This is a genomic window from Mycobacteroides franklinii (genome assembly GCF_001853795.1).
Lineage (GTDB): Bacteria > Actinomycetota > Actinomycetes > Mycobacteriales > Mycobacteriaceae > Mycobacterium > Mycobacterium franklinii.
In genome coordinates this window covers 1,125,334-1,138,612 of sequence record NZ_MLIK01000004.1, presented here as the reverse complement: position 1 = coordinate 1,138,612, position 13,279 = coordinate 1,125,334, and the positions used below count along the sequence as shown (strand labels likewise).

The window sequence follows — 13,279 nt, the reverse complement described above, 5'->3', positions numbered from 1 at the left end:
GATAGACATGCTGGCGTTGGTTACCAACGAGATTCAGAGTTTTGTTGCCGGGCAGTGGGTCACCGGTGCCGGCGAGGCGGTCGTCAGCGTGTGCCCTGCTGTCCCCAGCCGTGTTGTCGCGGAAGGACCCGCTGCGGGGGCAGCGGAGTTCGATGAGGCGGCCGCGGCGGCTCGTGTGGCACAGCCCGGGTGGGCCGCCATGCCCATGCACGAGCGGGGTGCGGTGCTGCTGCACGCCGCCGCGGTTCTGGATATCAGGGCGGACTCCTGGGGTCTGGAGTTGGCTGCGGAGGAAGGAAAAACCAAGGCAGAGGGCATCGCAGAGGTTCGGCGGGCCGCCCAAATTTTGCGCTACTACGGCAATGAGGGCGACCGGCAGAGCGGAGAGATGTTCAGTTCACCGCGCCGCGGCGAGCACATCCTGGTGACCCGCAAGCCCGTTGGTGTCGTCGGGGTCATTACACCGTTCAATTTCCCTATCGCGATACCGGCCTGGAAGATCGCTCCCGCGTTGGTATATGGCAACACCGTGCTGTGGAAGCCGGCGAGTACGGTACCGCTCCTCGCGATGCGCCTTGCTCAGGCATTCGAGGCCGCCGGGCTGCCGGCGGGTGTGTTGAACCTTGTGGTGGGGGATTCCAGTGTCGGTGATGCAATAGTCACCGACTCGCGGGTCGATGCTGTCACCTTTACCGGTTCGACGGGCGTGGGCCGGCGCGTAGCGGCAGCAGGGGCAGCGCGGGGTATACCGGTTCAAGCCGAAATGGGCGGCAAGAATGCCGCGGTTGTTCTCGACGATGCCGATGTCGACCTGGCAGTGGAGCAAGTTCTGTTGGGGGCCTTTCGGTCAACGGGCCAAAAGTGCACCGCGACATCGCGCCTGGTGCTCACTGATGGCATCGCAGACACATTCTTGTCACGGCTCAAGAACCGCGCGGACGCGCTCGTGGTCGGAGATCCCTGCGCAGACGACACGCAGATGGGACCCGTGGTCAGTGAGCTGGCGTTCGCCGCGATCTCCGCGGGGATCGGCAGAGCGTCCGCGCAGGGGGCGGTGACCATCGCCGGCGGGAACGGGTACGCGGATGGCCCCCTGGCCGGCGGCTACTTCATCGCACCCACCATCATGGAACTTGGCACGGAAGCGGCGGACCTGTGGACCGAGGAACTGTTCGGCCCGGTTTTGGCGGTGCGTCGTGCCGCAGACATCGAGGAGGCGTTCGGCTTGGCGAATGACAGCGAGTTTGGTTTATCCGCAGCAATTTTCACCAAGGATCTCACTCAAGCATTGCGGGCCGTCGATTGTTTGGACGTCGGCATCCTGCATGTGAATTCGGAATCGGCCGGTGCCGATCCCCATGTTCCCTTCGGTGGCGCGAAGAAGAGCGGGCTGGGCCCCAAGGAACAAGGCCGGGCCGCGCGAGAGTTTTTCACCCACACCACCACCGTGTACCTGCGCGGCGGGGAGGGAATGTGACGCCCGCAGCGCTAGACGGGTTGGTGGTGGTCGACTTCAGCCGGGTGCTCGCCGGCCCCTACGCGACCATGATGTTGGGGGACTTCGGTGCCGAGGTGATCAAGATAGAACGGCCCATGCTGGGAGATGACACTCGCCAGTGGGGACCTCCCTACGATTCGAACGGCCAGGCCACGTATTTCAACGCGGTCAACCGAAACAAAAAATCGGTGGTTCTGGATTTGACGAGCCCGGAGGACCAGCAGCGGGCACGGGAATTGGCCAGCGGAGCCGACGTGGTGGTGGAAAACTTCCGGGCCGGCACCATGGAGAAGTTCGGCCTGGGATATGACAGTTTGAAGGAGCTCAATCCAGGTTTGATCTATTGTGCCATAACGGGTTTCGGTCGCACCGGTGGAGCGGATCTACCCGGATACGACCTGCTGGTACAGGCGGTCGGTGGGCTCATGAGCGTCACCGGGCCCGATCCCGGGCACCCGTCGAAAGTCGGTGTTGCGCTTGTTGATGTCCTGACGGCTTTGCATGCGTTGTCCGGGATACTCGCCGCACTCTCATATCGAGATCGCACCGGGCAGGGGCAGCGTGTCGACACCGATCTGATGTCAGTGTTGTTGTCCTCATTGGTCAACCAGGCCTCGGGCTATCTGGGGGCAGGTGTGGTGCCCGGTGCGCTGGGAAACCGGCACCCCAGCATTGCGCCTTACCAGACGTTCGAGACCGCGGATCGGCCGATCGCGATCGCGGTGGGCAACGACAAGCAGTTCAGACTCCTTGCACACGCGCTGGAACTGCCAGTGCTGGCGCAGGACGACCGATTCGGAACCAACCCGATGCGCGTCCAGCACCGTGAGGCGCTGGTCGAGGTGTTGGAACACCGGCTCAGAGAAAAGACTGCTGACCACTGGTACGACATCCTGACCGAGGTGGGTGTCCCGGCGGGTCCCATCAACGACGTCGCGGAAGCCTTCCGATTCGCCGAGCGCATCGGGCTCGACGTGTCGGTGACGGTGCCCGGCAGCCCGGAACCGCAGGTGGCCAATCCGATCTCGATGTCGCAGACCCCCGTCTGGTATCGCAACGGCCCGCCGCCTTTGGGACGATCTGAGGCTTGATCAGGCCATTGTCGGGACGTGGCCGAGTACCGTCTAACCGTGCCGATCACCGTCAGGAGCTTGACTCAGAGAGCTGATCTGGGACTTGTGCTGTCCGCAGGTGAGGTCGGCGCTTCGCGGACTATCAAGTGGGCCCATGCCATCGAACTGAACGATCCGACCCCGTACCTGTTCGGCGGGGAGTTGGTGATGACCACCGGGCTGACGGTGGGGCTCAGTCATGCCGAGCAGTACGCGTATGCGGCGAGGCTGTCCGAGAAGAACGTTGCTGCCCTGGCATTCGATACCGGAACGACTTTCTCCGAGGTGCCTGCTGGAATCCTCGCTGCCGGTGATGAATTGGGTCTACCGATTCTGCAGGTGCCGGTGCGCACTCCGTTCATCGCCATCACCAGGGCCGTGATCGATGAACTGACGGCGGACGAACTCCGCGCGGTGCAGCGGGTAGTGGACCAGCAAGATGTGCTGGTGCGCGCCACGCTTCGTGACGGTGCGCCGGGTGTGGTGTCGGCGCTGAGTCGATCTTTGGCGGCGACCGTCATCGTGACCGCAACGGACGGAACGCTTCTGGCCGAGGCGGGCAATGATGCCGAGCATCTGGCTGAGGTCACCCGCCGAGCCTTTCCCGATGACGGTCGCAAGCATGCCAGCCGGGTGGTCGCCGACCGTGAGGGTTACTGCACAATCCAGACGGTTCGTGCAGGCAAGGCTGAGCGCGGATATCTCGCGGTGCGGTCCGAGGATGCGTTGACCGCCGCCCAGCGCCTGCTCGTGTCGCACGCCATGGCGCTGATCGCGATCGAGCTGGAGAAGCCCGCGCGGGTTGCCGATGCGGAGCAGCGGCTGCGGGCCGCGGTGACCCGGGCACTGCTGGCGGATCCCGCCACGGCAGACCGAGGCGTATTGCGCTACTTCGGATTCGACCCGGACACCGAAGTCGTCGTGGTAGTGCTTTCCAATATCGGCTCGGTGTTACCGGGTGAGCTACATGCCAGCCGATATTTGACCGGGGGAGCGCCTTTTCTCATGTCCGCGGTATCCGGTGAGATCGTGGTGGTGCTGGCCGCGAAGAATGCCGGCCGTGCGGCAGACCTTCACCGAAGCCTGGGCACCGCGCTGGGGCGCTCGATATGCGCGGGTATCAGCAGGAGGGCTCGGCTCGGCGAGGTTCAGCTGGCGCTTCACCAGGCGCGGTCGGCGGCACGTGCTCACCCGGATGGGCGAGTGACAGAGTTCGACGACCGAGACATCTACAGCATGCTCCTCGGCGGCAAGGAACCGGGTGAACTCGCATTGCTGGCACAGTCGCTGGCGCCCTTGCTCGGCGATGATTCGGATACCACGCTGCTGGATACGCTCGAGTCCTTCCTGAGCTGCAACGGTCAGATGGAAACCGCCGCACTGAGCCTCGGTGTCCATCGGCACACCATGAGGAACCGGACTGCGAGGATCACGGCGCTTCTCGACTGCGACCTGCAGTCCGCGGACACCCGGGCCGCGTTGTGGATTGCCCTCCGCGCCCGCGCGTTATTGAGGTGATTTGCGTTGCCGCGGAAAGGAGTTGGATACGCTCTCGGCTCAGTCGAGCGCACCCTGCAGGTGCCGGCACGCCTTGGCCACGAAATCCTTCGACACGTCCGCCCAGGGCGCCAGTCTGTCGAAACCGTGAAAGGCGCCCGGTACCACCTCCAATTCGCACGGGACCCCGGCGGCCTGTAGGCGTTCGGCGTACACCAGATCCTCCTCGTGGAACAGGTCGGCCGTTCCGATGCCCATCCATGCCGGCGCCAATCCGGCCAGATCGGTGCGACGCCCCGGCACCGCGATATCGCGGTCCGCGTCGCCGAGGTACGAGTCCCAACCGAACCGGTTACTTTCGGCGCTCCATACCCGCAGGTTGGTGCCGCCGATACCGGTGCGGTCGCTCGTGCGGTCATCGAGCATCGGGTAGATCAGCAACTGTGAGGCTGGAGCTACCTCGCCGCGATCGCGCGCCAGCAGAGCGAGTGCCGCGGTCAGTCCGCCGCCGGCGCTGGCGCCGCCGATGGCGATGCGCGTCGGATCGACCCACCCCTGCACGGACAGCCAGCGCAGCGCGGCATAGCAGTCCTCGAGCGGAATGGGGTAGGGATGTTCGGGTGCCAGCCGATAGTCGACGGACACCACCGGGAATCCCGTTTGTTGCATGACCATGCGACAGAAGAAGTCCTCCTGACGTGCGGTGCCCAGCACATAGCCACCGCCGTGAATCCACAACAGGGCCGGGGATGGTTCCTTGAGGTTCTTGGGCAGGTGCGCGCGGACGGTCACATCACCGTTGACCGCGATGGTCCGCACCCCGCATCTCGGGATCAGGTCGGAGAGGTGGATGCTCGCGCGCAGCACCGGGAGCGTTCGGGGCAGCCCGACCTGCCGCGGAAATACCCTGGCAGCCAAGCGGAGATCGGGGTGAATGTCAGGCGACGACACATAGCGAGTATGCCTGCGGGATGCACATACCGTCACAGTTTGGCGTGACGGGGAATGTTTCGCAGCTGAGTCCGCTTGACCCCTGCGTACCTACGGAAGGACCACCATGACTCCACCACTGAAGGGTCGCCGCGCATTCGTGACCGGCGGATCTCGCGGGATAGGCGCGGGCATTGTGCGCAGGCTTGCCGAAGACGGTGCACGTGTGGTGTTCACGTTCTCGAGTTCGGCGCAACAGGCCGCGGACGTCGTGGCCGATGTCAAGGAGGACGGTGGCTGGTCGCTGGCCGTCAAGACCGATGTATCCGACCCGGCGCAGCTTACGGCCGCTGTCAACGAGGCAGCCGAACACCTTGGTGGACTGGATATTCTGGTCAATAATGCTGGTATCGCATCCTTTGGCGACGTGGACACCGCAACCTTGGAAGACTTCGACAAGATTGTCGCGGTCAACGTACGGGCAGTCTTTGCGGCCATCAAGGCGGCCTCCCCGCATCTGAAGGACGGCGGCCGGATCATCACCATCGGCAGCATCAACGGTGACCGTTCGCCCACCGCCAGCGCGTCGTTGTATTCGATGTCGAAGGCCGCCGTGGCCGGCCTTACCCGCGGATTGGCGCGTGAGCTCGGGCCCCGCGGTATCACCATCAACACTGTTCAGCCGGGTCCTGTGGCCACCGATATGAATCCGGAGGACGGTGCGCTGGCCGAGATTCTGCGCCCCAATATCGCGGTCGGGCGCTATGGTCAGCCGCGCGATATCGCGAGCCTGGTCAGCTACCTGGTCTCCGATGAAGCCTGGTACATCACGGGAACCTCGATCAATATCGACGGGGGATTCACGGTCTAGAACCCGGAGGGTCGCTAGGGTCAGATCCATGGCCACGAGCGATACCCGGGAAATTGTGATCGAAGCGACCCCTGAACAGATCATGGACGTCATCGCCGACTTCGAGGTGCTGCCGAAATGGTCCTCGGCGCATCAGAGTTCCACGGTGTTGACGACGGGTGAGGGCGGGCGACCGCACGAGGTGAAGATGAAGGTGAAGACGGCGGGCATCACCGACGAACAAACCGTCGCCTACAGCTGGGGTCCCGACACGGTCAGCTGGACCCTCGTCAAGTCCGGCCAGCAGCGGCGTCAGGACGGCAAATACACGTTCACGCCCAAGGGGGACAAGACGCACGTGAAGTTTGAGCTGACTGTCGACCCGTTGATCCCGCTTCCTGGATTCGTGCTGAAGCGGGCCATCAAGGGCGCCATGGAAACCGCCACCGACGGGCTGCGCAAGCAGGTTCTGGCCACATATCGATAGGGCTTTTCTCCGGCGCGTTCCACTAGTATCGTTATTTTAAATATCGAAACTAGTGGAACGGTCGGATGGTGGACAGAAACCAGGGCGGACGGCCCCGCGATCCCGACAAGGATGACGCGGTGCGCGAGACAGTGCGCCGGATGTTGGCCGCCGACGGATATCAAGGCACCACCATCCCCGCGGTGGCCCGTGCCGCCGGAATCGGCGCCCCCACGATCTACCGCCGCTGGCCCACCCAGGCCGCCATGGTGGAAAGTGCGATCGCAGACCGGCCCTGGCCCGAGGCGCTTGCCGGCCACGCCGAGTTTCGGGACCATCTACCAATTTTGGTGCGCGCCGTCGTCGAGTACTTCGCCGACCCTGCCACCCGTGCGGCGATGCCTGGACTGCTGGTCGAGTACTACCGTGAACCGAGCCAGTACGCGGGCTTGGTGGAGCGCACGGAAACGCCGCTGCGCGAAGCATTCCGGGTCGCCCACGCCGAGGCTGTAGCTGCCGGGGGATGCGTGGCGAGGCCGGGAGCGGACGCGCTCTTCGACACCATTGTGGGCATGGCGGTGTACCACGGCGTGCTGCGCGGAACTGCCGACGACGCGCTCATCGAGCAGATTCTGGACGTCGTGCGCGCCGCGAGTTTTGTGGATGAGTGAAAAGTTAGGAAGCGATGAATCGAGAAACCTACTCACGTCTGTTCGATCTCACCGGACGTACCGCCATTGTGACCGGAGGTACCCGCGGGATCGGACGGGCTCTTGCCGAGGGGTACGCCTGTGCGGGTGCCAATGTCGTTGTGGCAAGCCGTAAACCAGAGGCATGTGCCGAGACGGTCGAGCACCTGCGCGCCCTGGGCGCACGGGCGTTGGGGGTGCCTACGCACACCGGTGACATCGAGTCTCTCGAACAGCTGGTGCGGGCCACTGTCGAGGAGTTCGGCGGTATCGACATCGTGGTGAACAATGCCGCCAACGCCCTCACGGAACCGGTTGGCGCCTTCACCGTCGACGGGTGGGACAAGTCGTTCGGCGTGAACCTGCGTGGACCGGTCTTCCTCGTTCAGGCCGCGCTGCCGCATCTGGTGGCCAGTCGCCATGCGGCGGTTCTCAACGTAGTGTCGGTGGGCGCCTTCATGTTTGGTCAGGGTGTGTCGATGTATTCGGCGGCCAAGGCTGCCCTCGTCGCGTATACACGCTCGGCGGCGGCCGAGCTCGCCGTGCGGGGTGTGCGCGTCAACGCCCTCGCGCCCGGTGCGATCGACACCGACATGGTGCGCAAGACGCCGCAGGCGGAAGTGGAGCGGATGGCCAACGCCAACCACCTCAAACGGCTCGGGCTGCCCGACGAAATGGTAGGCACCGCACTTCTTCTCACGTCTGATGCGGGGAGCTACATCACCGGTCAGACCATCATCGCCGACGGCGGGCTGGTGGCCCGATGATCCGTAGCGAACAGCGAGACAACGGAATCCTGGTCGTCACCATCGATCGCCCGGAGCGCCGCAACGCGTTGGATCCGCAGACCGTGGCCGAGCTGCATTCGGTGATCGAGAAGGTCGATGGCGACCCGAAGATCCGGGTGGTGGTTCTCACCGCGGTCGGCGCATCCTTTTGTGCCGGTGCCGATCTGAAATCGCTGCCGAGTGATTTCACCAGTACCGGTGCCACCTCCACGGCCGCGCTGCTGGGCGCGACAGACTCCGAGCTGGTGCGCACGCTTGCCGCTCAGGAGCTGATGGCCTCCCTGTTCGAACGGATACACCGGTTGCGCCAGCCGGTCATCGCGGCCGTCAACGGGCATGCGGTTGGTGGCGGATTCGCGCTGGCACTCGCCTGCGATATCAGGTTCGCCTGTCCGGAAGCATCTTTCGGCGCTGTCTTCATTCGTCACGGGGTGTCCAACTGCGATATGGGCACCAGCTATCACCTGCCGCGCCTGGTGGGCGCGGCGCGCGCCGCGGAGCTGATGTTGACGGGCCGCGTGTTTGGCGCCGAGGAGGCACAACGTATCGGCCTGGTCTTCGACGTGGTTCCCGCCGAGAGTCTTCTCGAGACGGCGCTGGCGAAGGCCGGTGAGATCACCGTGCATTCGCCCTTAGCGGTCTGGATGACCAAAGAGACGATGTGGCAGACGATCGATGCGCCCAGCCTGCGCCATGCGCTCGACCTGGAGAACAGGACCCAGGTGATGTGCACGGCGACAGGAGAGCTGCGCCGGTCCTTTGACGCATTCCGCGAAGGACGCGGCTAACCCTCTTCGGGAGGGCCGGCCAGGATCGCTGTCACCATGTCGATCAGCTGTGCGTTCATCTGCCTGTCGTCCAGATAGGTTCCGCTGAGCGACATGAGGCGATTGGTGTGCGCGATATCGCCGAGCACGACGCAAGTCAGCGTCACCGCATGGGTGACGCCGAAGCGGATGGACGGTAGCGGCGCGTTCGGGCGCAGCCGCACGATGAGCTCCTGCAGTCGCGCCGCCTGCGGCTGGAAACTCACGCTCATGGGTATCAACGCGGGATGCCCGCTGATCATGAGCTTGCCGAGCGTGGAAAGCCATGCGGTCGAGCCCTCTTCGCCGATCTCGGCCAGCGGGGTGACAATCGCTTCGGCGATGGTGCGTAGTGTCCCGGCGGTTTCGGCGATGTCCAGCAGGGCGAACCGCCGTTTCTCTATCTGATCGAGGTACCTGTCGAGCAGGGCCTCGATGAGACGCTCCTTGGATCCGAAGTGGTAGTGCACCGAGGCGACATTGGTGCCGGCTGCCGCCATGATGGCACGCAGCGACACCGCGTCCACACCGCGTTCGGCGAATAGCCGCTCGGCAGCGCTGAGTAAGCGCTGGTCGGTGGAATCGTTGGTCAACCCCGAAGGTTCGGCCGCGGTGCTGGTCATTGTCCGGTGAACCGTGCCTCTCGTTTCTCCCGAAATGCTGTCAATCCCTCGCGCGCATCGGCGGAGGTGATGACCTGGCGGGTAAGTCGAGCCTCGATGGCGCGCGCCTCTTCCTCGGCGATCCATCCGCTGCGCACAACCGCCTCCTTGGCGTTGCGCACGGCCAGCGGACCGTTGCGGACCACCCGCTCGGCGAGGCTGCGTGCCTTGTCCAATGCGGTGCCCGCCGGCACCACATGCCCCACCAGCCCGAAATGATATGCCTCCTGGGCGGTGAGTGGTTCGCCGGTGAGGATCATCTCCATGGCCTTTGTGTAGGGAATCTGCCGCTTGAGCCGGACCATGGACCCCGCGCCGGGCACCAGCCCGCGCTGAACCTCGGGAAAGCCGAACGTCGCGTTCGCGTCGGAAACGCGGATGTCGGTTTGCTGCAACATCTCACAGCCGCCGCCGAGGCAGGCGCCGTTGATCGCCGCGATGAGTGGTTTGGTCAGCGTATGGGTGAGCAGCAGGCCCTTACCGATGGTGGCCGGATCCAGCGGTGGTGCCGAGCCATCGCGGACCATCCACCCGTCGCTCAGATCGCCGCCCACGCAGTAGGCAGAGCCGGCACCCGTCAGGATGGCCGCCCGAATGCCATCATCGCCGTCAATCTCGTCCCATGCCTCGGCGAACTGCCCGACCATCTTGGTGGACAGCGCATTTCGCCGATGCGGGCGATTCATGGTCAGGACCACGATCGGGCCCTCGCGTTCGACGAGGAGCTCTCGGTCTTCGTTCATGGTTTCTCGCTTCCCACCACCCACAGCGCGTGGAACTGCGAGGCACCGCCCATGGCGTGGCCTATCGCGCGCCTGGCCCCGTGGACCTGATGTTCTCCCGCCAGCCCGCGTACCTGCAAGGCGGCCTCGGCGAACCGGAGCAGGCCGGTGGCCCCGGTGGGGTTGCCCGAGAGCACCCCGCCGGACGGATTGATCGGATGCCTGCCACCGAATGCGGTGTGGCCCGCGTCGACGGCGCGCCAGCCCGATTTCTCCGGTGCCAGCCCGATGTTCTCCATCCACATGGGCTCATACCAGCTATAGGGGATGTAGAGCTCGGAGACATCCACCTCGGAGGCGGGGTCGGTGATGCCTGCCTCGCGATACGCGGCGGCGGCACACTCCTGGCCGGCACGCGGATTGACCTCGTCCCGGCCCGCGAAATGCCCTGTCTCGGTGCGCCATCCGGTGCCGTGGATCCAGGCCGGCGGCCGGGGCGCGAGTCGCGCATGTACCTCTGAGGAAACGACGACCGCGCACGAACCATCCGATGACGGGCACGATTCCAGAAAGCGGATCGGGTCCCACAGCATCGGTGAGTTGCGTACCTCCTCGACGGTGATGTCGGGTTTGTGAATATGCGCGTACGGGTTTCGGATGGCGTTGAGGCGATGATTCACGGCCACCTGCCAGCCGATGTGTTCCGGTGCTTCGGAGCGGCGGATGTACTCCCGGATCACCGGTGCGAAATGGCCGCCGGCGCCGGCCCCGAGCTGAGCGCTGAACGGCAGTGGGCGCGATAGCGCCCAGGTGAAATTACCCTCGGACTCTTTGGAATACGCGACGACCAGCACCCGCCCGGCGAGTCGTGCCTGGATGAGGTGGGCGGCGTAGATGGCGGCGTGGCCGCCGACACTTCCACCGGTGAACACCCGCGTGACCGGCAGACCGCGCGCACCGATCGCATCGGCGAGGTACAGCTCGGGGTTCATCACCCCGTCGAACAGGTCGGGGGTCTTGGCAAGCACGATCGCATCGATATCGCTGAAGGTCAGCTCTGCATCGGCCAGCGCGCCGTCCACCGCCTCGCGGACCAGTGCCGCGATGGTCACGTCGCGCTTCTTGGCTTGCTTGCTTTGCCCGATGCCGATCACGGCGACACTGCGACTCATGCGCTTGTCTCCATCAGGCAGACCAGATTGTGCTGCAGCGCGGGACCATTGGTGGCATGCGCCAGTGCGCGGGTGGCCCGTCCCTGCATGATGGTGCGGGCGGCCTCGCCGATGCGGATCAATCCCGTGGCGGTGGCGGGGGCGCCCGCCAGCGGCCCACCCGATGGGTTGACGAGCGCATTCTCGATGCCGAAGGTCGAGGTGAGAAGTGGTTCGGCATAGCTGTATTCGGAATGCAGTTCGGCGACCTCCACGTGGGCGGCCGAGAAACCGGCCATGATGGCCGCCTTTTCGGCGGCGATTCGGGCGGATTCGAGTACTGCGAGGTCTCGTGATCCGGGGTAGTGCGTGTCCATCCGGTGATCGATCGCCCGGATCCATGCCGGTCGCCGGGTCAGCCGCCGTGCGACCTGATCGGTGGCCAGGATCAGTACCGCCGCACCGTCACCGACCGGTGCGGTGTCGTGCAGACGCAGTGGCGAGGCGATGTACGGCTCCTCGAGCAGTGCCTCGACTCCCGGAGCGCCTGCCTTGAGTGCGAAGGGATTTGACAGCGCATCGGTCAGTGACTGGTTGACCACATCGGCCATCTCGCGCTCGGTGGTGATACCGGCCTCGATGGTGGCGGCCGCCTGCAACCCGGCGATCGCGTGGCGATGCGGATGTAAGGGGGTCAGGTAGTAGGGGTCCAACGAGGAGGGCATCACCTGGTCCAGGTCGACGGGCAACGCGCCGCGGCCGATGCCGTAGACCAACGCGATATCACCGTGGCCCAGTTGGAGCCATGCCCATGCCTCGTAACAGGCCCAGGCGGCGTCCATTTCGACATGCGATTCGGATATCGGCGGCCAGGCGCCGACGGCGTCGAGGGATTCGATGTATGCGAACGTGCGGCCTTCGAAGAAGTCGTGGCTGCCGGATGCGTAGAAGTCGATGTCCGACCGGCGCAGCTCTACCTGGGCAAGTGCCTCGCGGACGACGGGGAGCAGTATCTCGGCCATATCGTCGTGGAGATTGGCGGTGGTGCAGTGTGATTGGGCAAAGGACACCACGGCAACGTCACGCATGGGCTGCCTCGTTCGATGACGGGCGGAAGTAACGGATGCTTTGCATGGTCGCGGCAAGATCTTCGTCGGCCACCCAGACCGGCTCGACGGTCATCCCCATGTGAACCCGGTCTGGCTCGGTATCGCCGATCATGTGCATGAGCCGGGTATCGGCGCCGTGCAACTGGATATGCGCCACCGCGTAGGGAGGCGTGAACACCTGTCCCGGGAAAGGGAAGCTGACAATGCAGAACGTCTCCACCGTGCCGGTACCGGCGAGCGGGTACGGGGCACCGAGCTCGGTGAGGCATCGCGAACAGAATTGCGGCGCAGGACAATACGTACGCTCACATCCCGGGCACTGGCGTGCCAGCAGAAGTCGCCGGGCCAACCCGCGCAGGAACACCGAGCGGCCCGCGCCCGCGACATATGTGTAGTCCATATGAAACGGACTGGCGATCGAGGAGACCGGCTCGGGTAAGGCAGTCACTGCCCACCCGCCGGTTGAAAGCAGACAATGTCGGTGATGGCACCGACGCGGTCGGGGCGCCAGCGCGGTGCGACCGGCAACCCCGTCTTCATCGCCGCGGGATTCCCACCCACGTCGACCGCGTGGAACATCGAGTTGGCGGTTCCCTTGATGCGGATGAGTGCCCACGCGAAACTGGTCTGCAGCTCATCTGCTGGCCTTGGTGGCACCCAAGTCCATTGCAGAACAACCCCCTTGGGTTCAAGCTCGACAAGGTCGCCGGTCGCGCTGCCGTCCGCCGGATCGAATTCAAGTGCCGGGCACAAGACCTGGCCACTGGCGGTGCGCACTCCGAACAGTCGACCGTCGCGCAGGCCCCCGAGGAAGGCGCCGATCTTGGGGCCGACAGTCCGCTCGAATCCGAACTCGATCGTGTACGCAGCGCTCAGAGACTCGGCGTTTTGGTCGGCCACAGCCCTCCCAGAGAAGGTTTCTATCGACTGATTCAATCAAGCGATTAGGACGGTAGCACGCACGTGATGGGGGCCATGGATCTACGTCGCACAGACGAG

At 64.7% G+C, this 13,279-nt stretch carries 15 protein-coding genes; 8 read left to right on the top strand and 7 right to left on the bottom strand.

The window, feature by feature from the left end:
- Positions 1-16 precede the first annotated feature (16 nt).
- Genes BKG76_RS06020 through BKG76_RS06010 form a run of 3 tightly spaced genes read left to right on the top strand, consistent with a single transcriptional unit; the run spans position 17 to position 4,128 of the window.
- On the top strand, positions 17-1,477 hold the full coding sequence (locus BKG76_RS06020; RefSeq protein ID WP_070936908.1) for an aldehyde dehydrogenase family protein: 1,461 nt from the start codon (positions 17-19) through the stop codon (positions 1,475-1,477).
- Positions 1,474-2,589, top strand: a complete 1,116-nt coding sequence (locus tag BKG76_RS06015; protein WP_070936645.1) for a CaiB/BaiF CoA transferase family protein — start codon at positions 1,474-1,476, stop codon at positions 2,587-2,589. Before BKG76_RS06020 ends, BKG76_RS06015 begins: the two co-directional genes overlap by 4 nt.
- A gap of 18 nt (positions 2,590-2,607) precedes the next feature.
- A complete protein-coding gene (locus BKG76_RS06010) occupies positions 2,608-4,128 on the top strand; it encodes a PucR family transcriptional regulator (RefSeq protein WP_070936644.1) in 1,521 nt (506 codons plus the stop codon).
- 39 nt (positions 4,129-4,167) lie between these two features.
- Here BKG76_RS06010 and BKG76_RS06005 read toward each other — a convergent pair whose 3' ends face one another.
- Complete coding sequence (locus tag BKG76_RS06005) at positions 4,168-5,058, bottom strand: alpha/beta hydrolase (protein WP_070936643.1); 891 nt, start codon at positions 5,056-5,058, stop codon at positions 4,168-4,170.
- Positions 5,059-5,164: 106 nt separating this feature from the next.
- Here BKG76_RS06005 and BKG76_RS06000 point away from each other — a divergent pair, with 106 nt between their 5' ends.
- The 5 genes from BKG76_RS06000 to BKG76_RS05980 all read left to right on the top strand — a co-directional run bounded on the left by BKG76_RS06000 (position 5,165) and on the right by BKG76_RS05980 (position 8,618).
- Entirely contained in the window at positions 5,165-5,908 is a 744-nt protein-coding gene (locus BKG76_RS06000; protein WP_070936642.1) for an SDR family NAD(P)-dependent oxidoreductase, read from the top strand.
- A gap of 28 nt (positions 5,909-5,936) precedes the next feature.
- Positions 5,937-6,374 (top strand): SRPBCC family protein, encoded by a 438-nt coding sequence (locus tag BKG76_RS05995; RefSeq protein ID WP_070936641.1) that lies wholly within the window; start codon positions 5,937-5,939, stop codon positions 6,372-6,374.
- Positions 6,375-6,442: 68 nt separating this feature from the next.
- The gene (locus tag BKG76_RS05990; protein ID WP_070936907.1) at positions 6,443-7,024 is read left to right on the top strand and encodes a TetR/AcrR family transcriptional regulator; all 582 of its coding nucleotides are present in this window, start codon (positions 6,443-6,445) and stop codon (positions 7,022-7,024) included.
- Positions 7,025-7,038: 14 nt separating this feature from the next.
- A complete protein-coding gene (locus BKG76_RS05985) occupies positions 7,039-7,809 on the top strand; it encodes an SDR family NAD(P)-dependent oxidoreductase (protein WP_070936640.1) in 771 nt (256 codons plus the stop codon).
- Positions 7,806-8,618: an enoyl-CoA hydratase/isomerase family protein gene (locus BKG76_RS05980; RefSeq protein ID WP_070936639.1), complete on the top strand. Its 813-nt coding sequence runs from the start codon at positions 7,806-7,808 to the stop codon at positions 8,616-8,618. Before BKG76_RS05985 ends, BKG76_RS05980 begins: the two co-directional genes overlap by 4 nt.
- Here BKG76_RS05980 and BKG76_RS05975 read toward each other — a convergent pair.
- The 6 genes from BKG76_RS05975 to BKG76_RS05950 are packed head-to-tail and all read right to left on the bottom strand — an operon-like array spanning position 8,615 to position 13,180.
- Positions 8,615-9,259, bottom strand: coding sequence for a TetR/AcrR family transcriptional regulator (locus tag BKG76_RS05975; RefSeq protein WP_070936638.1), 645 nt, complete (start codon positions 9,257-9,259; stop codon positions 8,615-8,617). The genes BKG76_RS05980 and BKG76_RS05975 overlap by 4 nt on opposite strands.
- Positions 9,256-10,041 (bottom strand): enoyl-CoA hydratase-related protein, encoded by a 786-nt coding sequence (locus tag BKG76_RS05970; protein WP_070936637.1) that lies wholly within the window; start codon positions 10,039-10,041, stop codon positions 9,256-9,258. Before BKG76_RS05970 ends, BKG76_RS05975 begins: the two co-directional genes overlap by 4 nt.
- Positions 10,038-11,192: a thiolase domain-containing protein gene (locus tag BKG76_RS05965; protein WP_070936636.1), complete on the bottom strand. Its 1,155-nt coding sequence runs from the start codon at positions 11,190-11,192 to the stop codon at positions 10,038-10,040. The genes BKG76_RS05970 and BKG76_RS05965 overlap by 4 nt, the downstream gene beginning before the upstream one ends.
- Positions 11,189-12,259 carry a thiolase domain-containing protein gene (locus tag BKG76_RS05960; RefSeq protein ID WP_070936635.1) on the bottom strand — a complete coding sequence of 357 codons (1,071 nt, stop codon included), beginning with the start codon at positions 12,257-12,259 and terminating at the stop codon, positions 11,189-11,191. The genes BKG76_RS05965 and BKG76_RS05960 overlap by 4 nt, the downstream gene beginning before the upstream one ends.
- The gene (locus BKG76_RS05955; RefSeq protein WP_070936634.1) at positions 12,252-12,728 is read right to left on the bottom strand and encodes a Zn-ribbon domain-containing OB-fold protein; all 477 of its coding nucleotides are present in this window, start codon (positions 12,726-12,728) and stop codon (positions 12,252-12,254) included. The genes BKG76_RS05960 and BKG76_RS05955 overlap by 8 nt, the downstream gene beginning before the upstream one ends.
- Positions 12,725-13,180: a Zn-ribbon domain-containing OB-fold protein gene (locus BKG76_RS05950; protein WP_070936633.1), complete on the bottom strand. Its 456-nt coding sequence runs from the start codon at positions 13,178-13,180 to the stop codon at positions 12,725-12,727. Before BKG76_RS05950 ends, BKG76_RS05955 begins: the two co-directional genes overlap by 4 nt.
- Between the last annotated feature and the right edge of the window lie 99 nt (positions 13,181-13,279).